The sequence below is a fragment of the Paraburkholderia aspalathi genome, assembly GCF_900116445.1.
GTDB lineage: Bacteria > Pseudomonadota > Gammaproteobacteria > Burkholderiales > Burkholderiaceae > Paraburkholderia > Paraburkholderia aspalathi.
This window is the reverse complement of record NZ_FPBH01000023.1, coordinates 1-23,471: the sequence shown is the minus strand read 5'-3', so window position 1 is coordinate 23,471 and position 23,471 is coordinate 1. Positions and strand designations below refer to the sequence as shown.

Annotated in this window: 19 protein-coding genes; 11 read left to right on the top strand and 8 right to left on the bottom strand. The window is 60.5% G+C overall.

The genetic code is table 11. The annotated features are described in order from the left end of the window. Positions 1–5 precede the first annotated feature (5 nt). Positions 6–1,289 (bottom strand): MFS transporter, encoded by a 1,284-nt coding sequence (locus BM438_RS29270; RefSeq protein WP_093641642.1) that lies wholly within the window; start codon positions 1,287–1,289, stop codon positions 6–8. A gap of 137 nt (positions 1,290–1,426) precedes the next feature. On the opposite strand from BM438_RS29270, the gene BM438_RS29265 reads away from it, so the two are divergent. The 3 genes from BM438_RS29265 to BM438_RS29255 all read left to right on the top strand — a co-directional run bounded on the left by BM438_RS29265 (position 1,427) and on the right by BM438_RS29255 (position 4,385). Then, the gene (locus BM438_RS29265; RefSeq protein ID WP_093641639.1) at positions 1,427–2,350 is read left to right on the top strand and encodes a LysR family transcriptional regulator; all 924 of its coding nucleotides are present in this window, start codon (positions 1,427–1,429) and stop codon (positions 2,348–2,350) included. Positions 2,351–2,605: 255 nt separating this feature from the next. After that, positions 2,606–2,842, top strand: a complete 237-nt coding sequence (locus BM438_RS29260) for a DUF4148 domain-containing protein (RefSeq protein ID WP_093641636.1) — start codon at positions 2,606–2,608, stop codon at positions 2,840–2,842. A gap of 187 nt (positions 2,843–3,029) precedes the next feature. Next, positions 3,030–4,385 carry an epoxide hydrolase family protein gene (locus BM438_RS29255; RefSeq protein ID WP_093641633.1) on the top strand — a complete coding sequence of 452 codons (1,356 nt, stop codon included), beginning with the start codon at positions 3,030–3,032 and terminating at the stop codon, positions 4,383–4,385. Between the two features lie 112 nt (positions 4,386–4,497). Here BM438_RS29255 and BM438_RS29250 read toward each other — a convergent pair whose 3' ends face one another. Next, positions 4,498–5,580, bottom strand: a complete 1,083-nt coding sequence (locus BM438_RS29250) for an aldo/keto reductase (RefSeq protein WP_093641630.1) — start codon at positions 5,578–5,580, stop codon at positions 4,498–4,500. A 166-nt stretch (positions 5,581–5,746) separates the two neighbouring features. Between BM438_RS29250 and BM438_RS29245 the strand changes: the two genes are divergently transcribed. The 6 genes from BM438_RS29245 (at position 5,747) to cuyB (ending at position 12,272) form a co-directional block, all read left to right on the top strand. Further along, the gene (locus BM438_RS29245; protein WP_093641627.1) at positions 5,747–6,649 is read left to right on the top strand and encodes an AraC family transcriptional regulator; all 903 of its coding nucleotides are present in this window, start codon (positions 5,747–5,749) and stop codon (positions 6,647–6,649) included. A gap of 175 nt (positions 6,650–6,824) precedes the next feature. Continuing rightward, on the top strand, positions 6,825–7,124 hold the full coding sequence (locus BM438_RS29240; protein ID WP_234486737.1) for a helix-turn-helix domain-containing protein: 300 nt from the start codon (positions 6,825–6,827) through the stop codon (positions 7,122–7,124). Between the two features lie 2 nt (positions 7,125–7,126). Beyond that, the gene (locus BM438_RS29235) at positions 7,127–8,350 is read left to right on the top strand and encodes a type II toxin-antitoxin system HipA family toxin (protein WP_093641624.1); all 1,224 of its coding nucleotides are present in this window, start codon (positions 7,127–7,129) and stop codon (positions 8,348–8,350) included. A gap of 62 nt (positions 8,351–8,412) precedes the next feature. Continuing rightward, positions 8,413–9,327, top strand: a complete 915-nt coding sequence (locus tag BM438_RS29230) for a LysR substrate-binding domain-containing protein (protein WP_093641621.1) — start codon at positions 8,413–8,415, stop codon at positions 9,325–9,327. Between the two features lie 180 nt (positions 9,328–9,507). Then, positions 9,508–10,797, top strand: a complete 1,290-nt coding sequence (locus tag BM438_RS29225) for a dicarboxylate/amino acid:cation symporter (RefSeq protein WP_093641618.1) — start codon at positions 9,508–9,510, stop codon at positions 10,795–10,797. Next, positions 10,794–12,272: a cysteate racemase gene (gene cuyB, locus BM438_RS29220; RefSeq protein ID WP_093641615.1), complete on the top strand. Its 1,479-nt coding sequence runs from the start codon at positions 10,794–10,796 to the stop codon at positions 12,270–12,272. The genes BM438_RS29225 and cuyB overlap by 4 nt, the downstream gene beginning before the upstream one ends. 115 nt (positions 12,273–12,387) lie before the next feature. Here cuyB and BM438_RS29215 read toward each other — a convergent pair whose 3' ends face one another. Then, complete coding sequence (locus BM438_RS29215; RefSeq protein ID WP_244179477.1) at positions 12,388–15,705, bottom strand: adenylate/guanylate cyclase domain-containing protein; 3,318 nt, start codon at positions 15,703–15,705, stop codon at positions 12,388–12,390. A 225-nt stretch (positions 15,706–15,930) separates the two neighbouring features. On the opposite strand from BM438_RS29215, the gene BM438_RS29210 reads away from it, so the two are divergent. Then, a complete protein-coding gene (locus BM438_RS29210) occupies positions 15,931–18,162 on the top strand; it encodes a SulP family inorganic anion transporter (protein ID WP_279630564.1) in 2,232 nt (743 codons plus the stop codon). A 40-nt stretch (positions 18,163–18,202) separates the two neighbouring features. Here BM438_RS29210 and BM438_RS29205 read toward each other — a convergent pair whose 3' ends face one another. Continuing rightward, positions 18,203–19,072 (bottom strand): LysR substrate-binding domain-containing protein, encoded by an 870-nt coding sequence (locus tag BM438_RS29205; protein ID WP_093641609.1) that lies wholly within the window; start codon positions 19,070–19,072, stop codon positions 18,203–18,205. 134 nt (positions 19,073–19,206) lie between these two features. On the opposite strand from BM438_RS29205, the gene eno reads away from it, so the two are divergent. Continuing rightward, the gene (eno, locus tag BM438_RS29200; protein ID WP_093641606.1) at positions 19,207–20,511 is read left to right on the top strand and encodes a phosphopyruvate hydratase; all 1,305 of its coding nucleotides are present in this window, start codon (positions 19,207–19,209) and stop codon (positions 20,509–20,511) included. 38 nt (positions 20,512–20,549) lie between these two features. On the opposite strand, the gene BM438_RS29195 is transcribed toward eno, so the two are convergent. From BM438_RS29195 to BM438_RS29180, 4 genes are all read right to left on the bottom strand, one after another. After that, positions 20,550–21,305, bottom strand: coding sequence for a glucose 1-dehydrogenase (locus tag BM438_RS29195; RefSeq protein WP_093642075.1), 756 nt, complete (start codon positions 21,303–21,305; stop codon positions 20,550–20,552). A 19-nt stretch (positions 21,306–21,324) separates the two neighbouring features. Further along, positions 21,325–21,864 carry a gluconokinase gene (locus BM438_RS29190; RefSeq protein WP_244179476.1) on the bottom strand — a complete coding sequence of 180 codons (540 nt, stop codon included), beginning with the start codon at positions 21,862–21,864 and terminating at the stop codon, positions 21,325–21,327. A 118-nt stretch (positions 21,865–21,982) separates the two neighbouring features. Then, positions 21,983–22,831, bottom strand: a complete 849-nt coding sequence (locus tag BM438_RS29185) for a transporter substrate-binding domain-containing protein (protein WP_093641600.1) — start codon at positions 22,829–22,831, stop codon at positions 21,983–21,985. 127 nt (positions 22,832–22,958) lie between these two features. After that, positions 22,959–23,471, bottom strand: a 513-nt coding sequence (locus tag BM438_RS29180; RefSeq protein WP_143131768.1) for an amino acid ABC transporter ATP-binding protein, incomplete at its 5' end; no start/stop codon positions are given.

Below are 23,471 nucleotides of genomic sequence, written 5' to 3'. Positions count from 1 at the left end.
GATCGCTATTCTGACGGTAATCTGTTCGCGACGAGCAGCGCGCAGCCGCATAGCGCCAGGCCGGCAATTATCAGGAGTCCAAGATGCAAGTTGCCAGTTGCCGTCTTCGCCCAGCCGATGATGGCGGGTCCCCAGAATCCACCGGACAAACCGATCGTATTGATCAAGGCAATACCGCCCGCTGCCGCATCGCCCTTGATGTATTCAGAGGGGATGGCCCAAAACACCGTGTACGCCATCCACAACATCGTCGTGGTAAGCGTCAACAGAACGAGCGTGGCGACGAGGTTTCCGTCGCTCAAAACCGACAGGGACAGCAAGACCGCGGCGAGCAGCGCCGGCACCGAGCTGTGATAGCGCCGTTCGCCACGTGTGTCCGATCTGCGGCCGATGAAATACATGCCGAAGGCGGCCCCAACGTACGGAATCGCCGAGTACCAGCCAAGCCGGATCGTATCGTTGACGCCTTGCGACTTCACGATGGTCGGCAGCCAGAAGCTCATGGCATAGATCGACGCGATGATGCAGAAGTACGCGCACGCCAGCAGATAGACCTTAGGGTTGCGCAAGACAGCCTTGAACGAGTGATCTCCAGCCGGTGTCGCCACGAGCTCGGCCTCGAGCAGGCGCTTCTCGTCATCGCTCAGCCAGTTGGCCTGCGCGGGCCGATCCGACAGAACAAACAGCGTCAGCACGCCCAGCACAATGCACGGCAAGCCTTCGGCGAGAAACATCCACTGCCAGCCGGCGAGACCCGCTGTACCGGCGAAGGTAGTCATCAGCCAGGCCGAGACGGGGCCGCCGACAATACCGCCGATTGGCCCGGCGAGAAAAACGATCGCGATGGCCCGAGCCATACGCGAGGGACCGTACCAACGCGACAGGTAAAAGATCATGCCCGGTGCGAAACCCGCTTCGAAGATGCCGAGCAGAAAGCGCATTCCGTAGAACATATGCACGTTGCGCACGAACAGCATGCAAGCCGATGTGATGCCCCACAACACCAGGATGCGGCAAAAGGTTTTCCGTGCGCCGACTCTCGGCAGCATGAGGTTGCTCGGCAGCTCGAACAGCACGTAGCCCAGAAAGAAGATACCGGCGCCCACACCGTAAGCGGCATCGGAAAAACCAAGATCGCTTTGCATCTGCAGCTTGGCGAAACCGACGTTGACTCGATCCAGATAAGCGAACAGATAACAGATCAGAAGAAACGGCAATAGCCGCCAGTTCAGCCTGTCATAGAGTGCGGAAACATCGTCCCCGTCGATGGTGGTTTGAATTGCTGCCATGCCTGTCTCCCTGTTCACCGTTCTGTTCGACTCGCCTTCCGGATGAATAGTGGCGACGCCCAGCCGAACTAGCAACAGCAACTAAGTTCACGTATCGTTGCTCACAGGGCAACGACAGCCATGAAAGGACAGCCGACATGCGAGAAATCAACCAGCAACGCCTCCGGTATTTCCATGAAGTGCTGGCGCACGGCACGATCCGTGGCGCCGCGGATAGCCTCAACACGTCCCCCTCCGTTATTACGCGGCAGATCAAGCTGCTGGAAGACGAACTCGGCGTGATGCTGTTCGAGCGCCAGGCCCGCGGCGTCAAGCCCACTGAGTCGGCGGCGCATCTGCTCGAGTTCTGGAGAGGGTACCGGTCACAGCAGGAGAAACTGGAAGATCAGCTTCATGCTTTGCAGGGCCTCCAGCAAGGCCATGTTCAACTGGCGATCAGCGAAGGCTATGTCGATGCGCTGGTCGACGAAGTGCTCACCCCGTTTTGTGCGCGCTATCCCAAGTTGGACATCGGCGTGGAGATCCTGGCGGTCGACGATGTGCTGAATGAAGTGGCCGAAAGCCGCGCGCATATCGGTCTTGCCTATAATCCGCCGCCGCATTCGCGCATCGAATATCGCGCAAGTTCAGCGCAACCCGTCGTTCTGCTGGTTCGCCCGGAGCATCCGCTGGCCGTGAGAGGCGGCCCGGCAAGCATCGAAGACGTGCTCGCCTATCCGCTTGCTCTGATGCCGGCCACCTTCGGAATCGGCCACGCGGCAAAGATGTTGGCGTTCGCCGAGAACATCGAGATTCGTCCGACGCTCACCACGAATTCACTAAGCGCGCTCAAGCGCTTCGTCGCGTCAGAAGACTTCGTGACGCTCATTGGCGAATTCGCCGCGTATCGCGAGATCGCGGCGGGCGAATTGACCGTCGTGCCGATCGACCATCCCCTGTTCCGCGGTATCAAGGCGCGGCTGCTCGTCAAATCCGGCAGGCCGCTCGCGGCCGCCCCGCAGGAGATGCTCGAATGGATCCTGCGCCACATGACCATGTTCGCGGAGCCGGATAACGCCTAGCGCGTCGACGCATTCGCATCTGGCCCTGCTAGCGGAAAACCCGTGATTCGTATCGCAATGTATCTGGGCCTCCGGGTGATACAGAACATTGCAATTGCCCCGGTTTCTCGACACAAGTCAGATACGTCGGGACGTTCTAATGCATCAACGCCGGATGCAAGACACAAGCAAATCGCAGATGACTGATCGAATTGCTGCCCTTGCTCCTGACATCGCGGCGCCTTCCTTTTAATTGATTGGTTCACGGAGAATGATATGAAAACCTCAATGATCGCTTTGGCATTCGCTGCATTCGCTACCGCTGGCTTCGCTCACGCGTCCGAAGCTCCTGCAACAACCAGTGCTCAATCGGCCGCCCCGCAAGTGCAGCAATGGAACCCGAGCCAAACTGGCGCAACGCAGAAGACCCGCGCAGAGGTCCGCCACGAACTGGTGCAAGCCCAGCAGGATGGTCAGCTCGCGCAGCTCAGTAGCTTGTATCGCGGCAGCTGATTATCTGAGCTCCAACGGATTGAACTATGCTTCCAATACGGTAAGTAATCCTCTTGGTTCAAGATCCTTCGTACGATCCACAACGCCCACACTGAGCACGCTCGGCGTGGGCGTATCGCGTTCAATCGCTCGTAGGACCACGCTGCCATTGATCGGGAACCTCGCTTTGTCGCCCATCGGAAATGCCATGTCAGACACCATCCTTCCCCAATCGCCGTCTCGCCGTCGTTTTGTTAGTGTGGCAGCGGCGGCCGTTGCCGCGGGCTCGCTGAGTCAGCTCGCTTTTGCAGAAACGAATCAAGCGATTACTGAAATTGCCAAGCCGGCCGGCGGCGACAAGACCGCTATTCGTCCACTTCGCGTGCATGTGCCGGAATCGCAACTGATCGACTTGCGCAGGCGCATCAAAGCCACAAGGTGGCCTGACCGCGAAACCGTTACGGATGACTCGCAAGGCGTGCCGCTCGCGATGATTCAGGAATTCGCGCGCCATTGGGCGACCGATTACGATTGGCGCAAGTGCGAGGCGAAGCTGAATTCGCTGCCGAATTTCGTGACCGAGATCGACGAACTGGACATTCATTTTATCCACGTTCGCTCGAAACATGAAAATGCGATGCCGCTCATCGTCACGCACGGATGGCCCGGCTCAGTCATCGAGATGTTGAAGGTTATCGATCCGCTGACCAATCCCACGGCATACGGCGCAAGCGCGTCGGATGCTTTTCATCTGGTCATTCCGTCTTTGCCGGGCTACGGATTTTCCGGAAAACCCACCACGACCGGCTGGGGTCCTGAGCGCACCGCCCGTGCCTGGGTCGTACTCATGAAGCGCCTTGGATACGAGAAATTTGCGGCGCAAGGCGGCGATCTGGGTGGCGTCGTCGCGAATGTGATGGGTAAGCAGGCGCCGCCGGAATTGCTGGGCATCCACGTCAACTTCCCTGCGACCGTTCCGCCCGAGATTGCAAAGGCGCTCGCCGCCGGCGATCCGCCGCCATCCGGTCTCTCGGACGATGAAAAGCACGCTTACGAGCAGCTAAGCAGCGCGGCCAAGAAACGGCGTGCCTATGCGTTGGAGATGGGAACACGCCCGCAAACGCTCTACGGACTGGCGGACTCGCCGGTTGGACTGGCAAGCTGGCTGCTCGATCACGGCGACGGGTATGTTCAGCCGGCGGCGGCGCTGACTTCGGCCGTGTTCGGGCGACCCGTCAATGGAGAATCCGCAGGCGATCTGACACGGAACGATCTCCTCGACGACATCACGCTCTACTGGCTGACGAACACGGGGATTTCCGCGGCGCGCTTCTATTGGGAGTCCCACTTCAACTTCCTCGCCGCCGCCGATGTATCCGTGCCGTCAGCCGTGAGCGTCTTTCCCCGCGAGAACTATCAGGCCCCGCGAAGCTGGACGGAGCGGGCGTATCACAACCTCATCTATTACAACAGGCTCGATAAAGGCGGACACTTTGCGGCATGGGAACAGCCGCAATTATTTGCCGAAGAGGTTCGTGCCGGTTTGAGAACGCTGCGCAACTAGCGGATCATTCCCCGCTTTGGCCCGACTTGATCCGATTGTTGCGCAGCGTCACGATCGCCTCAGTGCGGGCCCTCTCCGTCTTCCGGTTACGATCCTCGGTCTTCCGTTCGCATCAGTACCGAACGCTGCTTGCGGTGACCAGGGGCAACGCTTGCGTCGGCTGTCCGTCGACCGTGGCGCCGGCGAAGATAAAACTCGGCGAAAGATGAGCGTTGATATCCGCGGGGAAGTTGAGCGCGGGCTTCGACACTTCGTCGAGCATCGCGATCTGCGCAGCGCTGAGCTCGAGGTCCAGCGCAGTCAAGTTGGTCCGCAGTTGATCGATACGTCGTGCGCCGACGATCGTCGAGGTCACGCCGCGCCGTTGGTGAACCCATGCGAGCGCGACCGCAGCGGGGCTCACCTGAAGTTCAGCGGCGACCGCCACAAGCACGTCGATCACCGGAAACTCCTTGTCACCCGGCACACCGACAAGCGCCGAGCGTTCCGACTTCACAGCTTGAGTGTTTTCGCGCGTGTATTTGCCCGACAACCAGCCGTTCTTCAACGGACTCCATGGCATGACACCTATGCCGAGTTCTTCGGCCATCGGTATCAGTTCGCCTTCGGCCGTACGCTCCAGCAGCGAATACTCGACTTGCATTGCAATGATCCGGTTCCAGCCGCGAAACTGCGCCATGGTCTGCGCTTGCGCGACCTTCCAGGCCGGTGTGTCGGAGATTCCGATGTAACGAATCTTGCCGGAGACAACCAGATCGTCGAGTGCGCGCATCGTCTCGTCGATGGGTGTGGTCCGGTCCCAGTTGTGAATCCAGTAGAGGTCGACGTAATCCGTCTGCAGGCGGCGCAACGACGCTTCGCATTGTTCGACCATCGCCTTGCGTCCAGCGCCTCCACCATTCGGATCGCCAACGTGCAGGTTGCCGACAAACTTCGTTGCAATGACGCTGCGATGGCGACGGTCCTTGCGCGCCGCAAAGAAGTCTCCGATGATTTTTTCCGAATGGCCTAGCGTATAGATGTTGGCCGTATCGATGAAATTCCCACCGCGCTCCAGGTACTCCGAAAGTATGGCTTCGGATTCGGCGGGGCTCGTGCCCCAACCCCAGTCTTCACCGAAGGTCATCGTCCCAAGACAAAAGGGACTCACGCGCAGACCAGAGGATCCGAGTGTGACGTATGAATCGAGCGACATAAAGTTTCTCCTGGAAAATGAGCCGACTGGCTAGCTCCAATGAGACCATCTCGCGAGTGCGGCACGGTAGACCGAAACGCGCAAGCTCTTGCACAATCCTCTCAGATTGGATCGATTCGGGCAGATCAGCTTGCGATTTCATCGCTCGCCAGGATACGTTTGAGTTATGGATACGCTCGCTGAACTTCGCACCCTGATTGGCCGCCATGCTGTCGACGACGTGACGGCAACAAGCCTGCCCGGGGTCATCGTGTCGGTGTCGACCGCCCAAACGCACTCGGTTCATCGCATCTACGAGCCAGTCTTCGCTCTGGTCGCCCAGGGCGCAAAGCGCGCGACCCTCGGCGACCAGTTCCTCGAATATCACGCGGGACAATGTCTGGTCGTGACCGTCGATCTCCCAATGTCCGGACACGTGATCGAAGCGAGCGCGAAAAAGCCGTTTCTGGCAGTGGGCCTGAAGTTGAAACCCGCGACTATCGCTTCATTGTTGCTCGACACTGCATCGGACGCACCTGTGGCGATGAATCCGTTCGGCGCGGCTGTCGGCGAAGCGACGCCCGAACTGCTTGATCCATTTGTGCGGCTGCTGCGGTTGCTTGAGCATCCGGAAGACGTGCCCGTTCTCGCGCCGATGATCGAGCGCGAAATCTTGTGGCGGATACTCACAGGAAGCCAGGGTGCGCTGCTGCGGCAGGTCGGCCTTGCCGACAGCCGTCTGTCGCACGTCGGGCGCGCGATTCGCTGGATCCGCATGCATTATGCGGAGATGCTTCACACCGAAGAGCTCGCGGAGCTGGCGGCGATGAGCGTGTCCTCATTCCATCGGCACTTTCGCGCCGTCACCGCCATGAGCCCGCTGCAGTATCAGAAGCAGATCAGGCTTCAGGAAGCCCGCACACAACTGCTGACCACGTCGAAGGACATTGCCAGCGTGGGGATGAGCGTTGGTTATGACAGCGCCTCCCAATTCAGCCGTGAGTACAGCCGGCTGTTCGGAAGACCGCCGGGACGGGATGCGGAGCGGCTGCGATCGTCGGCCATGCAGGGAGGTGGTGCAACTGCGTGATCGTGAGTGACTTCAACGTCGATTTCTAATAATCATCACTTTTTGGTCGGTTAACCGCGAAAATCCAACGTAAACGGCAAAAATTTGCCTGTTAACTGCGACTTGCCTTGCCGCACTGAACATCAACCGGTAAAATATCACCGTTTATCGGTGAATTTAAAGGATAACCGGCGAAATGTTGCTCTTTGATCTCGCTACCGCAGATGAAATTGCGCTTGAGCTGGGTCACCGGCTACGCGCGCAGCGCCTCGCCCAGAATCTGCAGCAGAGTGAACTGGCCTCCCGTGCAGGGGTGTCGGAACGCGTGGTACGTAACCTCGAGCGTACCGGGAAGGCAACGCTTGAGAGTCTTCTCCGGGTAGCTATGGCGCTTGGGCTGACCGGCTCGCTGTCGCCTCTATTCGAATACAAACCGAACTCCATTCGCGCGATGGAGCAGGCGAGCGCCACGCGCGAACGAGCTTCCCGGAGGTGACGATGAAAAAACTGAGCGTCGTCTACGCCGGCTGGAGCGAGCGCTTCGAACTGGGCAAGCTCGGGGACGACGGAACAAACCTGATATTCGAGTACTCTTCCGAAGCGCTGCAACGCGGTCTCGAGCTTTCGCCCTTGCATCTGGCATTGCGTCAGCAGGCCTACGATAGTTTCCCGGACTACCAGTTCCGCTTGCCAGGGCTCGTTTCTGATGCCCTGCCCGACGGCTGGGGCATGCTACTAATGGACCGTCTCTTTCGGCAGCGGGGTTGGGAGCCTGCGCGGATGTCCCCGCTCGACCGTCTTGCGTTCATTGGCGAGAAGGCAATGGGTGCTCTTGTTTTTGAGCCGACTCAGGGAGACGATCTTCAACCTTCAGATGTGCAACTGATCGAGCTTGCCCGGGAGGTCCGCGAAGTGATGACGGACGGCAGTACCGAGTTGCTGCGTGAACTCGTCCTGATGGGCGGTTCACCTCACGGCGCCCGCCCTAAAGTGCTGGTCAACTTCGACCCGCACAGTGGCCGCATGTCGAATTCGGAGCAGAGTGCCGGCACGCCCTGGCTGGTCAAATTTCCTGCCCAGTACGACCACAAGGAAGTGTGCGCAGTCGAGGCGCTGTATGCCGTGCTTGCGCAAGCGTGTGAAATTCCGGTGCCGGCAACAAGGTACTTTGACCTCGGCCCCCGTCTTTCAGCATTCGGCATCGAGCGTTTCGACCGGTCTGGCGCTCAGCGCGTGCCAATGCACACCGCTGCCGGCGCGCTGAACGCCAACTTCCGATATCCATCGATTGACTATGGTTCGCTTCTGAAATTGACTCGCTTCATTACGCGGGACGAGCGTGAAGTGTTGCGGGCCTTTGAACGCTGTGTGTTTAATGTGGTGTTCAACAATCGGGACGACCACACAAAAAACTTTTCGTTCCGCCTGTCTGCGCAGGGGCAGTGGCAATTCTCACCGGCTTACGACTTGACCTTCAACGAAGGGCCGGGTGGCGAGCATCAAATGGACGTGTGCGGCGAGAGCCGTGAGCCGGCGCGTAAGCATCTATTGCAGCTTGCCAACCTGACGGGTGTACCGGCCCGTGCCGCGGAGGCGGTCATTGAACGCACTGCGGATGTGGCCAGCCGGTTTCGGGATCAAGCGAAGAGTTTTTCCATTCGGCGCGCAACGGTAAGCCTGATCGCAGGCAAGATAGAAACGAACCGCTCGCGCATGCTGTGAGGCGAGATCGATGATCAAGCACACTGACAGCACGCACACTCGCCACACACATCGGACCCGACATGGAAATCAAGTGGATTGAGGACTTCATCGCGCTCTCCCAGTATCAGAGCTTCTCGCGGGCGGCGGAATTTCGGAATGTCACCCAGTCGGGCTTCAGCAGGCGCATTCAGTCGCTTGAGCAGTGGGTGGGCGCGGACCTCATCGACCGAAGCAGCTTCCCTCCCACGCTGACGCCTGCCGGACAACTGTTTCGCGAGGCAGCGGTAGATATTCTTGGGAAGCTATTCGATACGCGAGCCATCATTCGCATCGACCAACGTATGGCGGGCAAAGGCTTGCAGATTGCAGCAGGCCACACGATCGCGCTAAGTTTCCTGCCTGCCTGGTTAAAAGCGCTCACTGCCCGTTTCGGCGAGGTACGTGCCCGGGTAATACCCGCCAATGTCCACGACTCCATCCTGATGCTCGTGAACGGCAACTGCGAATTGATGTTTGCCTATCATCACCCGGAACTGCCTCTCCACCTCGACCCGATCAGGTACGAGCATCTCACCGTAGGTGTCGATGTACTGATGCCAGTCTGCCGGCCGAATCCGCGTGGCGCGCCGATATTCCGGTTGCCGGGCACGGCCGCGCGTCCCTTGCCGTTGATTACGTACACGGAAACCAGCTATTTCGGCCGCTGCCTCGCACTCCTCCTCGGCCGGGTCGACGCAACCCCAGCTTTGCGGCCTCACTACGAATCCGACATGGCCGAGGTCCTCAAGAAACTGGTCCTCGAAGGCGAAGGCGTGGCCTGGCTGCCAAAAAGCTCGATCGTCGCCGAACTCGAAGCGGGCGAACTCGTCCCAGCCGGCCGGGATACGTGGCACCTCGAAGTTGAACTTCGCGTCTACCGGGATGCCTCGAATCGCAGTGAGTTTCTGGACACGCTCTGGCGCCACCTTCGCGCCGAATCGCCGGCTGTCGATTAAGGGTAATCCCGCGTTATGCGAGTCTCGCATATCTCCATGCAGGACCCGCATTGAGTCTTTTTTGATCATCTCTATCATCCGTCCATACACAGAAACGTCGCTCCTCTAGCGGCGTTTTTGCCTCCTGCCAGCGTACGGTGGTCGCGTCAGACCGTTGTGCGCCTTCTCGGACTGATGGAAATGAAAAACCGCCTAACGTTCTATATTGTGGTCGGCATGATGCTCGGCGTGATTGTCGGTTACGTGTGCCATCGGACCGTAGCCGATGCTGCTGAAGCCAAGACAATCGCCGGTTACTTCTCGATCATTACCGACATCTTCTTGCGGCTTGTGAAGATGATTATCGCGCCGCTCGTCTTCGCTACGTTGGTGTCCGGACTCGCCGGAATGGAAGGGACGAGCGACGTGCGCAGAATTGGCTTCAGGTCGGTGGGATGGTTCGTGTGCGCGTCGCTCTTCTCGCTCGCGCTTGGCCTCGTCCTGGCGAACGCGCTGCAGCCCGGCGCCGGCTTGCATATGACGCAGACCAGTTCCGATGTCGCCACCGGCCTCAACACCGCGGGGCTGAACTTCAAGGACTTCGTCACGCACGCGTTCCCTTCCAGCATCATCGATGCGATGGCTCGGAATGACATTCTTCAAATCCTCGTCTTTTCCGTGCTGTTTGGTGTGGTGCTGAGTGCCATCAAAACGGACCCGCGCGTCACGCCGTTGATCGCCGGCATCGATGCACTCGTCCCCGCGATGCTGAAGCTGACCGACTATGTGATGCGGCTCGCTCCGATTGGTGTCTTCGGCGCGCTTGCCTCCGCGATTACGGTGCACGGCCTGGACGTGTTGACCACCTACGGCAAGCTCGTCGGAAGCTTCTATCTCGGTCTCGTCCTGCTGTGGGCTGTGCTCATCCTCGTTGGTCATGTTTTTCTGGGCAAATCGATCTGGAAGTTGTTGAAAGCGGTCCGGGAACCCGCGATGCTCGCCTTCTCTACTGCAAGCAGTGAAGCTGCTTATCCGCGTCTGACCGAGAAGCTTGAACAGTTCGGTATCGACAAGAAGGTCGTCGGCTTCACCTTGCCACTCGGCTACGCGTTCAACCTCGACGGATCGATGATGTACCAGGCGTTTGCCGCGATCTTTATCGCGCAAGCCTTCGGCATCGACATGCCGCTCAGCGCTCAAATCATGATGTTGCTGGTGCTTATGTTGAGCAGCAAGGGAATGGCCGGTGTCGCAAGAGGTTCCGTGGTGGTGGTTGCGGCCGTTGCCCCGATGTTTCATCTGCCGCCGTCCGGCGTGGTGTTGATCCTCGCCATCGATCAGATTCTCGATATGGGCCGAACCGCGACGAACGTGATCGGTAACAGTATCGCGACGGCCGTGATTGCGAAGTGGGAGGCCAAGCGGGTTGCCAGGCAGAACGACGCAGAGAACAACGTTGTCCTGGGCCAACTGCAAGGCGAAGCAAAATGATCAGCGCAAACGTGCTGAGCGGGAAAAAGTTCGGTGTGGTGGGCGGCCTGGGTCCACTGGCGAGCGCGGATGTCTTTTTCAAGCTCGTCAAATCGACGCCCGCCTCGAGCGATGCCGAACACGTCGATGTCATTTTCGAGCAGCATCCCTTCCGAAGCGCGGCCATAGGAAGCGAGGCGACGACTCAACGGAAACTGTACATTTTCGACATGATTAGCGGTTTCGAGAAGAGGGGTGTGACGACTGTCGTACTCCCCTGCTTTCTCAGCCACACGTTTATCGACGAATTGAAGGCTAACTCGCCCTTGCAGATTGTCGATATGGTGGAAGCCGTCCGCAGCCATGTCCGAAGAAAATTTCCCGCCGCACGACGAATCGGCGTGCTGACCTCGGACTACACCCATCGAAAGGGGTTATTCGAGAAGTATTTCGCGGAGCCGGAATTTGAAGTCATTCATCCCCGCCCGCGCGACAGTGTCGACCTCATCACCGAAGCCGTCTACGGCGCGAACGGCATCAAGAGCGGAAATCTGTCTGGCCGGCCCGTCGCGCTTCTGCGCGAGGCGTGCGAGGACCTCATCGCGCAAGGCGCACAAATCATCGTGCCGGGTCTGACGGAGATTGCGCTCGTGGCGGAGGAAATGGGCTCATTTCGAGTACCGCTGATCGATTCGAATCTTGCGTATGCGCAGTATGTGATCGCGGGTGAATACGGTTTGCCCGAATCCATTTTCAAAGTGGGCGTGGTCGGTGGAGTTGGGCCTGCAGCGACGGTGGACTTCATGCAGAAGATCGTACGCAATACGCCGGCGAATCGGGATCAGGACCATATCAGGCTTCTGATCGAACAGAATCCGCAGATTCCAGACCGCACAGAAAACCTCATAGGTGGCGGACCCGACCCGACGATTTCGCTTTACGCGACCTGCAAGAAGCTCGAGTCGGGCGACGCGGACCTCATCGCGATTCCGTGTAACACCGCTCACGCGTTTGTCGAACGCATTCAACCGTATCTGGGCATACCGATCGTCAACATGCTGACGGTGACGGTCCGTCATCTGCGCGAAAGGTTTCCGCTTCTGCGCTCCGTTGGCGTGCTGGCCACCTCCGGCACGATCGCAAGCGGCGTCTATGAAAAGGCCCTCGAATCGCAGGGTTTGCGGCAAATCGTTCCGAACGCGGAATTGCAGGCCCGCGTGATGGATGCGATCTACGGCAAGGAAGGGGTAAAAGCCGGATTCACTACCGGGCAATGCCTCGACGACATTGCCGCTACCATTGATGGGCTCATAGCGGAGGGCGTCGAGGTCATCGTCCTGGGATGTACCGAGTTGCCGCTTTTATTGCCACAGACGAGTTTCGTGGGCATGACTGGCGCACGCGTGAGTCTTGTCGATCCAACCGATGTCCTTGCACAGCAATGCGTGGCTCTCGCGACAGCGGCTGCGGAACGCCCTGTTTCTTTGCGCTGTTAAATCCTTGTAGGAGACCACCTTATTGCCGATGGAGCAAACGGCATCACTAACCCAGGCAAGGTTCAGCAGGCCTTTTCGGCTACCTTTTGACCGGGGCCCGGCACGTTCTGATTAGCTACGCGGCGAGCGCAGCGTCCACCGCAGGCAGATAGCTGTTGAAGCCGGCATCCACGAGGGCTGCACGCACACGCTCGAGTTCGCGCTGTGTTTCTTCACCAGCGTAGTCTTGCTGCGCGCGAGCGAGAACACGGCCGCGCGCCACAAACAGGTCCGCCCACGGCAGCGGCTCGGCGCGCGTATAGCCTTCGAGGGCTGCGACATAGCGCAGTGCGCCAGCCGAGTCGCCGGCGGACAGCATCGCTTCGATGGCGTCACGATAGAACCACAGATGATTGTGACCCACCGCGCCGCGCTCCAACATGTCGGCACCTTCGGCGAGCAGACGCGCGCGTTCGCCGTCGTCCTCGACGGCACGGCTCAGTGCACCCACCGCCTTGGGCGCACTGAACTGCGTGCCCACCTCGCGGCACAGCGCCAGCGCTTCACGCAACAACGCCGTGGCCTCACGCCGATGGTCGGTCGCTAGTAGCACGCGTGCCCGCATTTCCATATTTTGTGCCTCGAAGCGGCGAGCGCCCAGTTGACGGATGATCAGCGTCTCGCGCTCGAGATGGGCGAGCGTAGCCTGCATGTCGCCCAATTCGTAGCTGGCAAAGGCGCCCAGCGTTTCGCATAGCATCTGTGCACGTGGCTGCCCGACCAGCGCGGCGGTGCGTGCAGCGCCGCTGACGTCCTCGTGCGCCAGACGTGCCTCGTTAAGATAGATCCTGCTAAAGCCCGCCATCGAACGATTCGCGACCTCGATGCGGCCGAAGCCGTGTTCGCGGCTTAGCGCAACGCACCGGCTGAAGTGCTCGAAAGCAGTGCGCATGCGCCCTTGCGCGTAGGCCGCATCCGCAAGGCCGCCAAGCGCGCGCGCCTCCGCTTCCGGCGCGCCGAGGCGCTGGGCATAGGCGAGCCCGCGCTCATGTTCGGTACGACAATCGTCGATCCTGCCGAGCGGAAAGAAGATGTTGCCGCGCAGGTGATGCAGGCGCGCGAGTTCAGGTACCTGATCCAGGCGTTGCGCCACTTGCTGGGCCGCATCGAGCAGTGCGAGGGCTTCGGCGAGGCCTTCGCTCACCCGCAGACCTTCAGCGAGCCCAAGCTGGGACTGGCAGAGACTCGCTTCGTCTGGAGCGGCAGCCACCGCCGCACGGTACGTCGCGATCGATGCGGCGATGTCGCCGAGATCTCGCTGGAGTTCGCCCCTGAAACAGATCAGTGCATGGCGATCCTTATCCGCTTGCGCGATTTGCAGACCGCGCTCGACGAGCCGCAATGCCGCGTCGGCAAAGTAGGCCGCGCGTTGTGCGATCGCGGCGTCGAGGTAGGCCCGCGGTGCACGCTCGTCCTCGGCCCGGTCGAGATGCTGGGCGCGCAGTACGGGGTCCGTCGCCGCAAACCAGTCGGCGGCGAGGCGATGCAACTCGCGCCGGCGCGCCCGCAGCAGTGTCGAGTACGCGCTCTCCTGGATGAGCGCGTGAGCAAACAGAAAATCTTCGCCCTCAGGTAAGACGAGCGCGTTGGCGACAAGCCCGTGACAGACGTACTCCGGTGCGTCGATCAGCTGCCGCAGCAACGCGAGGCCAAAGCGCTGCCCGATGACCGCGGCAGCCTGGAAGGCCTCGCGGTCGCGCGCAGTCAACCGGTCCATGCGCGCCAGCACGAGGCTCTGGATCGTCGCGGGGACCGCCTCCTCACTCCCTTCTTCGGCGTTATGCAGGAGCTGTTCGAGGAACAGCGGATTGCCGCCGGCTCGCTCGATGCAGGCACGCGCGATACGTTCGGTCGCATCGATAAAGCTGCCGGCAAGATTCAGCGCCTCGTCGCGGCGCAATGGGCCAAGGTCGATCGTGGCGAAGGGCGTGCCGCGGCAACCTGCCCGCCATGCCGCGTCGAGCGGATCGCCGTCCACGCGCGAAGTCATCACCAGCAGGCCCGGGCCGTTCGCGATCGCTACGGCGAAGGTGGCCAGGTAACCGAGCACCTGCGGATCCGCCCAGTGAAGGTCTTCCACGACAATCATGGTCGGCCCGTGCCGGCAGGCATCCTGCGCGATCGCCGCGGCAACCGTGCGCTTGCCGCGCGTCCGGGCGGTGTTGTCCATCGCGTTGTACAGCGTGCGCCATTCGCCGGTTTGCGCAAGATCGAGGAGGTCGTGGAGGAACATCAACTGATCGGGACCGACGGCGCCGGACGCGGCAAACCGCTCGGCTGCCGCGCGCCGCTCGTCGGAGCCGGCCGCGGGCGGCAAGCCCAGCAGACTGCAGACGATGGTGCGAATGGGGTCTTGGCCTTTGCCCACGCCGAAATCCAGCACGAGGCCGCGGTGGCTGGCAAAGCCCAGCGTTTCGACGAAACAGCGCATTTCGTCGACGAGCCGCGTCTTGCCGATGCCCGCCTCACCGCGGACATAAACAACGTGGCCGGCTCGCTGCTCGAGACATGTGCGGGCGACGCCCTTGAACTGCTCGAGTTCAGCCTTGCGGCCGACAAACACGCTGCGGCTCGCCATAACGGGTTCAAAGGGAAGACCGCGCAGACGCCACACCTGCACCGGCGAGTCGATCCCCTTGAAACGCATTGCGCCGACGGCGTCGCTCATCACACCATCGCCCAGCGCGCGATGCACGCTATCGGAGAGCAGCGTTTCACCGGGGCCGGCGGCGGCAACCAGCCGGGCGGCGAGATTCACGGAGTCGCCAAGCACCGTGTAGTCCTGAACATCCGCGCGTTCGAGCGGCCCCGCGACCACCTCGCCGCTGGCGATGCCCACATGCGCCCTCAACGGAGGCGCGCCCTGCTCGCCCAGTCCGTTAAGTGCCTCATGAATCTCCAGTGCGGCACGCACCGCGCGCAGCGGATCGGTATCGTGTGCGCGCGGTGCACCGAAGATCGCCATCACGGCATCGCCGATGTGCTTGTCGATCGTGCCGCCATAACCGAGGACGATCCCATCGACGAGCGCGGTGTAACGACCTGTCAACTCGCGCAACTCTTCAGGATCGAGCGTCTGCGACAGCGCGGTGAAACCACACAGATCGGCGAAGAGAATGGTGACTTGCCGGCGCTCGCTGGCGGGCGCATTCGCGGCGGGTGGCTCTGCGCACACTGCAGCGCCGCGCTGCTCGGCAATCGCCGCCAGCAGGCGCTTGCGGTGGCCGAGCGAGAGGACGCCGAGCTCCTTCAGGTCCGCGTCGTCGAGCTGTGCCAGCATCGCGAGATCGATGTCGTTCCCGGCAAATGCGGGTGCGTATTGCTCAAGCCCCAATGCATGCAGCCACTGATCGATATCCATCGCCGCCGCCCAATCCGGTGCGTGTACGAACACGCATGCTGCGTCGCAACTCATTGCGGTGCGGGTCGTCGAACCGTATGCCTGAACCGGGCCGCGTGGCACGAACAATCATACGAATCGGCGCACCGCCTGGTGCCGCGCTGCGACTGGCGCAACGCACTCCGTGTTCAAGTCCTTCCCGCCTAAAATACAGTGTACGTCCAGCGTGAAGGAAACGGCTACCGGGCGAGATTCCATCCGCCCTCACCGGGAGGCACCGTGAAGCCAGCTACCACAGGTTCCTCGCCTGTTGCCCGCTCCGCGCCACGCATCACGGGCCTGGTCGGAGACCTGTCGGCCGGCATGGTGTCGACATTGGTGATGCTCTGCTACGCAATGAGCCTGGGCACCCTGATCTTCAGCGCGGATCTCGCCCGTTACACCGAGCTTGGCGTACCCACCGCCTTCATCAGTTGCGTCGTGACGGCGCTGGTGATCGCCTTGACGAGTTCGATGCGCATGAATATCGCCGGACCCGACGGCAACGCGACGGCGTTTCTTGCCGGTGTGGCGGCCGGCGTCGCGAGCAGCGTGCGCGCGAATGGCGGTACGCCGCAGACAATTCTGCTGACGGTGCTGATCGCCATCGCGCTGTGTTCCGTGGTGACAGGCGTCATTCTGTATGCGGTCGGTTCGTCGAAGCGCAGCCGTTCCCTGCAATTCCTGCCTTATCCGGTCGTAGGCGGCTTCCTGGCCGGCACGGGCTTTCTCCTGCTAGCCGGCGCGTTTCGGGTCGTGACCGGCGAGCCCTTGAACTGGCACACATTGGCGCTGGTGACGCACCTGAACTGGCTGGCATGGGCACCCGCCGTGGTGGTGTGCGCGTTAGCCACGCTCCTGTCGCGCACATGGAAACACGCTGCGGCGCTGCCGATCACGCTTGCGTTCGGCATCGCACTGTTTTACGTGCTCCTGCTTGCAGAAGGCTTGTCGATCGACGACGCTCGCAACACGGGATTATTGCTTCCGCGCGCGGCGCTGCACGCGATGCGGATTCCAGAGCTGCATCTGCCGGCATCGCTGGCGCACGGGAGCGTCGACTGGTCGGCCATCGCTGCGCACTTGCCGGAGACACTCATGGTCACGTCGATTTCGGCAATCACGATCCTGATGAATTCGACGGCAATTGGCGCGGCCACGGGCGAAGACATCGATCTGAACCGCGAAATGCGGGCGGCCGGTATCGCCAATATCGCGAGCGGAATGTTAGGCGGAATGGTCGGCTATCAGTCGTACAACCGATCGATGCTCAACGCACGCGCGGGTGCGACAAGCCGTATGGCGGGCGTATTCGCCTCCCTCGCGTGTCTGTTCGTACTGGCCGTCTCGCCGGACCTGGTGGCGCTATTTCCGGTGCCGGTGCTGGTCGGGCTGCAGCTCTTCATGGGACTACGCCTGTTGATCCAGTGGCTAGTGGGCGCATATCGCCAGCTCAACTGGCATGAGTATCTGCTCGTACCGCTGATTCTGGGCGCTATTGCGTTCTACGGTGTGGTCCCGGGCGTGGTGGCCGGCGTCATCGCCGCCTGTGTGATGTTCGCCCTGCTGTACGGCCGTATCAGTTGCGTCCGGATGGAGTTCGATGGCAGTACGCGCACATCGAATGTCGAGCGCAGTATCGAGGCAACCGGACGGCTTCACGAACTAGGCGCACAGGTGTGCGGAACGTGTTTGCAGGGCTTCCTCTTCTTCGGCACCGCCAATTCGATCTTGCAGCGCGTGCGCGAACGGCTAACCCAGCACGGGCCGGTACCCGTCCGCTTTGTCGTGCTCGACTTCGCTTCGACCAACGGGTTGGACGCGTCGGTATCGGTCAGCTTCGTCAAGCTCAGGCAACTGTGCGCAACGCTTGACGCAGACCTGGTGTTGACGGGGCTGCCGGCACGCTCGCGTGACCTGCTCCTGAAGACCGGCACGCTGAACCTCCGGATTCACGAGTTCGCTACGCTGGACGCCGGGCTGGAATGGGTTGAAGACACAGTTCTCGCGTCGGACTCACGCGCGCTGCCGCGCGGCGAAGAGGATTTCCAGGCGATGCTCGCGCCGCATTTCACTCCGTGCGCGCTTGAAAGGCTGCTGGCCCTTCTGGAAGTGCGCGAGCTTGACGCGGGGCAGGCGGTGTTCCGTCACGGTGAGCCAGGGGACGCCATGTACTTCGTCGAGCGCGGGCGTGTCACCGTCTTACTGCCGCTTGCGGACGGCAGGTCCTTCAGATTACGTTCGTTTGGGCCTGGTACCATCGTCGGTGAAATGGCGGTGTACACGCGACAAGTGCGCAGCGCGGACGTGCTTGCTGAGGGTCCCGCGCGTGTCCGGCGTTTGACGCTCGAGTCGTTACGTGCGCTTGAACAGGACGATCCCGAGACCGCGCAGCAAGTTCATCGATTTGTCGTCAAGGTCATGGCGTCACGGCTAGCTCTCGCTGACGAGGCGTTGCGCGCGGCGCATTGAGATTGCCATTGGAAGTAAAGCAACCATCCGCACAGCAGCCCTAGCTAGCGTCCGTATATTCAAGCCGCGCGCGCAACCAGGCTATGAACTCGTTGAGGTCCTTCGGCGAGGTTCGCCCTGCGGCAGGCAAGGCCATCAATCCAAACGGAAGCTGAACAAATCCCCAAGGCGCCACCAGAAGCCCTTCGTCCAGCTCCCGTCTTACAAGCCGTTTCTCGATGAGCGCCACGCCCAGACCGGACAGTGCCGCCTCGATGCAAAGGTGTGTATGGGGAAACGTGATCCGGCCACCGGTTCCAATTCTGGTGCCCGTCTGTGCCTCCCAATGCGTCCACGCACTCGATGTGAAGTCGTGTGCGATACGCGTCCCCTTTGCTGCCGAGCGCCTGTTGCCCGGTGTACATACAGGCCCGAAAGCGACAGGTGCCAGCGGAATTGCACGGGCACGGTCCGCCTCGGGATACGAAGTGAGATCCCACGCAATGACAAGATCAGCGCCTTCCGTCCTGATCTCTCGAGCTGAAGTCATGGACAGGCGGATCCGGATGTCCGGACGCGCGCGATAGAAATCGGCAAGGTTCGGCACCAGCCAACGCATCGCAAACGTCGCGCTGCATGCCACATGCAAGCCTGAGCCCTGCACCTGAGCCTGCAGCCTGGCATAGCCGTGCTCGAGTTGCTCGAACACTGAGCTGACGAGCACATAGAGGTCCTGCCCGTGCTGATTCAGCTTCAACCCCGTGCCTTCCTTGTCGAAAAGCGCTGAGCCGACGTGCTCCTGAAGCAGCTTCAACTGACGGCTGACCGCACCGTGGGTTCGAAACAGCTCTTCGGCCGCCTTGGTCACGGAACCGTTTCTGGCCGTTGCTTCGAACGCGCGCAACAAAGATAGCGGGGGAAGTGTACGCACCTGAAAGATTCCTTCGTTAAAAAAACTGACTGATCTCGCAATAAAACTCGGTTTTCGAATGCTACACGAGTGCGTATCTTCGCGTTCAGTGGAAGCTAATCGGACAGTTTTTCTATCGTAAAGGAGGTCAAAAAATGAGCCGGATCGCGCAGGTCATTGGTTACGAAGTCCTGGACAGCCGAGGCAATCCCACGGTTGAAGTCGAGATCACGCTGGACGATGGTTCGAAAGGCCGGGCAACGGTGCCGTCTGGCGCTTCAACTGGAGAACGCGAGGCCGTCGAGTTGCGCGACAACGACCCAGGCCGGTATCTGGGTAAAGGCGTCAGCGTGGCAGTCAATGCGGTCAACACCGATCTGCAGGACACGCTGATTGGCATGGACGCCACGGCCCAACGTGACATCGATCAAGCCATGATCGAACTCGACGGCACCGAAAACAAGCAACGTCTCGGCGCGAACGCGATTCTCGGTTGCTCGATGGCCGCAGCGAACGCCGCGGCCGCTTTCAGCCGGACCTCGCTGTTTCGTTATCTTGGCGGGGTGCAGGCGTCTGTGCTGCCGGTTCCGATGATCAACATCATCAATGGCGGCGCACATGCCGACAATCCGCTCGATTTCCAGGAATTCATGATCTTGCCGACAGGCGCAACATCGTTTGCCGACGGTGTGCGCATGGGGGCCGAGGTCTTTCACACGCTTCGTGGCGCGCTCAAGCGTGGGGGGTTCAATACGAATGTTGGAGATGAAGGCGGCTTCGCCCCTCCGTTGCGCACCGCTGAGGAAGCGCTCGATCTGATTGTCGCCGCAGTCGAGGAGGCGGGGTATAGACTCGGCGTCGATATCGCGCTGGCGATAGACCCGGCGTCCAGCGAGTTCTTCAGGGACGGACGCTATGTCTATCGCGGCGAAGGCATTGAGCGCAGCATCGAACAGCAAGTCGATTATCTGGCCGGGCTAGTGGCCGCGTATCCGATCGTTTCTATCGAAGACGGTGTCGCCGAGAACGATTACGCCGGCTGGAAATTGCTGACGTCCCGGCTCGGCAGCCAATGCCAGCTCGTTGGCGACGACATCTTCTGCACCAACGAACGGCTGCTTCAGGATGGTATCGACGCATCCATGGGGAACTCGATACTCGTCAAGATGAACCAGATCGGCACGCTCAGCGAAACGCTGGCCACCATCAGAGCGGCCCACCGCGCCTCTTACAGCGCGGTGATTTCACATCGTTCGGGAGAAACCGAAGACGTTAGCATTGCGGATATCGCCGTCGCGACCAACTGCGGCCAGATCAAGACGGGGTCGCTTTCTCGCACGGACAGAACCGCAAAATACAACCAGTTGATCCGTATCGAGCGCGAATTGGGTTCGCAAGCAACGTTTGCTGGCGCGGCACCGTTCGCGGCTCGCTCGCTGCGTGGCACGCAAGTCGCATAAGGTGCCGCGCAACATGACCGTCAAAACTGATCCACGCCCTACAACGTAGCAGTCACGCCGCCATCCACGTAAAGGATATGGCCGTTCACGAAGTTCGACGCGTCGCTCGCCAGAAACACGGCAGCGCCGACGAGATCTTCCACATCGCCCCAGCGTCGCGATGGCGTGCGTCCAATCAGCCAGTTGCTGAACGTTTCGTCCTTGACGAGCGCTTCGGTTAGCTCCGTCTTGAAGTAGCCCGGCCCAAGTCCATTGACCTGGATGCCATGTTGTCCCCAGTCGATTGCCATGCCCTTCGTCAGCATCTTCACCGCGCCTTTGCTCGCGGTGTAGGCCGCGATGTTGGGGCGGCCCAGTTCGCTTTGTACCGAACAGATGTTGACGATCTTGCCGCGCTTGCGAGCGATCATGTGCCGCGCGACCGCCTGACCGACCAGGAACACGCTGTCGACATTGGTCTTCATCAGCTCTTCCCATTGAGCATGGGAAAACTGTTCGAGCGGCGCACGGCGTTGCATGCCGGCGTTGTTGACGAGAATGTCGATCGCACCGATGTCGCGTTCGATATCGGCGATCGCAGCATCGACCTCAGTGGCCGACGTCACATCGAAACTCGCGGCATGAACAGTCGCGCCCTCATCGCGCAAACGGCTGACAGCCTCTGCGAGCCTGGCCGCATTGCGACCATTCAGAATCACTTCAGCGCCGGCACCTGCCAATCCTTTGGCCAGCGCATAACCGATACCCGTACTCGACCCGGTAACCAGAGCACGACGCCCCGACAGATCGAACATCTTCAGATTGTTGTTCAACTCAACTCCTCTTCAACGCTAATTCGTCCGACTTCCATCCAGCACCGTCCGGCGCGTCCAGCCATTGCATGACCTCTCTCAGACCGCACGCGCTGTGCAGCGAAGCGGAAAGGTGGAGCACACCCTCTTCACAGACAGGCGACTCGAGCGTTGCGAATTGATTCGCCACCAATGTCGCTGGAAACTCATGATCCAGGCGCCTGGAAACCCGTGCAACCGCTGCGGCCAAGGTGATGTCGAGAAACACGAATCTCAGCCCGGCGACACGCGCGCGCATGCGCTCCCGATAGCAACGTCTCAACGCGGAACAGGACAGTACGGCCGTTCCATGCGTATCATCCACCAGCTCGGCGAGGCGGTCCAGCCACGGCTCGCGGTCACTGTCGCACAACGCGATTCCGCGACACATCTTGTCGCGGCTTTCCGCCGAGTGATGCTCGTCTCCTTCGATGAAAACGCCCTCCAGCGCCACTGCTAACTCGCGTGCAAGTGTCGACTTACCCGAGCCCGACACGCCCATCACCACTATTTTATGTGTCACGTTGCAAAATCCAGCTACGTCGTCGCGGCATGCGATCCAAAGAACGGAATCGCGCCGGCCATTCAACCGGCAGCGGCGCACGGATGAAAGCGCGCCGCTGCATCACACACTTTCCGCCTTAGGACACCGGCGTGAACTTGAGCTGGTCGATCGGCGTGACCTTGTCGGTTCGGGTCAGGCCATAAGGCGTCTTCGGTCCGAGCCACTTGTCGAAGATACCGCTCATCTCGCCGCTCTGCTCCATCGAAGCCAGGGCCTTGTTGACCGCGCTCAGCATGGCCGGCTCGTTCTGGCGCAAGCCAACCGCGATCGGCTCGATCAGCATCGGTTCCGATGCGATCGCCACCGCGCCGTCCGTGCCATCCACCTGCTTCGCGATCTTCGTGGCAGTCATCTGATTGGTCACGAAGCCTTTGACCTTGTTCTGCTCGAGTGCGAGAAACGCCGAGCTGGTATCGTGAAAGGTCACCGCCTGGCCATCCTTGATCGAAATTGGAATCGACTGAGCAGACGTTGAGCCGTCGGCAGCGCTGATCTTCTGGCCTGCGAAATCGGTCAGCTTCTTGCTAGCATCGGCCTTCTTCACGACAAGAACTTCCTTGGTGGAGTAGTACGAGTCGCTAAAGGCAATCTGCGTAGCGCGAGTTTTGGTGTAGGCCAGGTTGGCGACCACAATGTCAACGCGCCCCAGCTTCAATTGCGGAATGCGCGCCTCGACAGCCAACGGTTCGAGCTTCGCCTTCACGCCCAACTGTTTCGCCACCGCGTTGCACAGGTCGACGTCCATGCCTTCGAGCTGGCGCGTCTGCGCATTCGGATACGAGAACGGCTCAACGTTCGAATACACACCACAGCTCAACTCGCCGCGGCCCTTGATATCGGCCAATTGATCAGCATGTGCCGGGGCAATCGATGCAACCGCGCCGCCAACGACCAACATCCCCGCGAAAATCTTCTTTACCTGCATCGTGATGCTCCTGAAGTTTATGTGTAAAGCAATCGACTGCTGATCAACGGTGGTCAAACCGAATCTGAATCTGAACCTGTATCTGTGCCGCGAAGGCCATACCGCCTTGCTTGCTTCAATGCTTGCCTCAATGCGAGCGAAGATCGGACAGGAATCGCTGCGCCCGCTCGTGTTTCGGGCGCAAGAAAAATTCCTCCGGCTCAGCCGTTTCGAGAATCTTCCCTGCGTCCATAAACCAGACGCGATCGGCAACCTCGCGCGCAAACCCCATCTCGTGCGTGACGCACATCATCGTCATGCCTTCCTGCGCGAGGCTCTTCATCACGTTCAACACTTCGCCGACCATCTCGGGATCGAGCGCGCTGGTAGGTTCGTCGAACAACATTGCCGGCGGATCCATCGCCAATGCTCTCGCAATCGCGACTCGCTGCTGCTGGCCACCGGACAATTGCGGCGGAAACGCACTGGCCTTGTTCGACAGACCGACACGCGCGAGTAATTCAGCTGCTTTACGTTCCGCATCCGCGCGCTTGAGGCCGTGCACTCGCATCGGCGAAAGCGTGATGTTGTCCAGCACCGACAGATGCGGAAACAGGTTGAATTGCTGAAACACGAAGCCGACACGGCTGCGGTAAGCATT

Excerpts from the sequence above, each read along its gene's own strand:
- BM438_RS29240 (WP_234486737.1), top strand. The coding sequence starts at position 6,825 with ATGTTGCTCTTTGATCTCGCTACCGCAGATGAAATTGCGCTTGAGCTG.
- BM438_RS29195 (WP_093642075.1), bottom strand. The coding sequence starts at position 21,305 with ATGTTCGATCTGTCGGGGCGTCGTGCTCTGGTTACCGGGTCGAGTACG.
- BM438_RS29250 (WP_093641630.1), bottom strand. The coding sequence starts at position 5,580 with ATGTCGCTCGATTCATACGTCACACTCGGATCCTCTGGTCTGCGCGTG.
- BM438_RS29185 (WP_093641600.1), bottom strand. The coding sequence starts at position 22,831 with ATGCAGGTAAAGAAGATTTTCGCGGGGATGTTGGTCGTTGGCGGCGCG.
- BM438_RS29260 (WP_093641636.1), top strand. The coding sequence starts at position 2,606 with ATGAAAACCTCAATGATCGCTTTGGCATTCGCTGCATTCGCTACCGCT.
- BM438_RS29265 (WP_093641639.1), top strand. The coding sequence starts at position 1,427 with ATGCGAGAAATCAACCAGCAACGCCTCCGGTATTTCCATGAAGTGCTG.
- BM438_RS29230 (WP_093641621.1), top strand. The coding sequence starts at position 8,413 with ATGGAAATCAAGTGGATTGAGGACTTCATCGCGCTCTCCCAGTATCAG.
- BM438_RS29225 (WP_093641618.1), top strand. The coding sequence starts at position 9,508 with ATGAAAAACCGCCTAACGTTCTATATTGTGGTCGGCATGATGCTCGGC.
- eno (WP_093641606.1), top strand. The coding sequence starts at position 19,207 with ATGAGCCGGATCGCGCAGGTCATTGGTTACGAAGTCCTGGACAGCCGA.
- BM438_RS29255 (WP_093641633.1), top strand. The coding sequence starts at position 3,030 with ATGTCAGACACCATCCTTCCCCAATCGCCGTCTCGCCGTCGTTTTGTT.
- BM438_RS29245 (WP_093641627.1), top strand. The coding sequence starts at position 5,747 with ATGGATACGCTCGCTGAACTTCGCACCCTGATTGGCCGCCATGCTGTC.
- BM438_RS29235 (WP_093641624.1), top strand. The coding sequence starts at position 7,127 with ATGAAAAAACTGAGCGTCGTCTACGCCGGCTGGAGCGAGCGCTTCGAA.
- BM438_RS29270 (WP_093641642.1), bottom strand. The coding sequence starts at position 1,289 with ATGGCAGCAATTCAAACCACCATCGACGGGGACGATGTTTCCGCACTC.
- cuyB (WP_093641615.1), top strand. The coding sequence starts at position 10,794 with ATGATCAGCGCAAACGTGCTGAGCGGGAAAAAGTTCGGTGTGGTGGGC.